General features: G+C 43.8%; 1 protein-coding gene. It reads left to right on the top strand.

Annotation, left to right across the window (positions count from 1 at the left end):
• Window positions 1-18 precede the first annotated feature (18 nt).
• A partial coding sequence (locus AC0QH1_RS28440; RefSeq protein ID WP_324634814.1) for a hypothetical protein occupies window positions 19-242 on the top strand: 224 nt, incomplete at its 3' end.

Below are 242 nucleotides of genomic sequence, written 5' to 3'. Positions count from 1 at the left end.
GGCCAGCCTTGCCTGTTCTTGATAAGGAAAGAAATTTGCAGAGGACTCAATATTGCTGCTGGCAAAGGTTTGATTGCATTTTTGGCCGCAACTTTCCATAGTAAGTTTGGTAGAGCCAAAAACCATTGCGTTCGCTTAATGGTTATTTCGCCAACAGTCCAATCCCGGGCTGGAAAAAAACCATTGCGTTGGCTTAATGGTTATTTCCCTACTACTACTCCAGGGCTGGAAAAAAACCATTG

The organism is Phormidium sp. CCY1219 (assembly GCF_055795085.1).
This window is presented reverse-complemented; position numbering and strand designations above follow the sequence as displayed.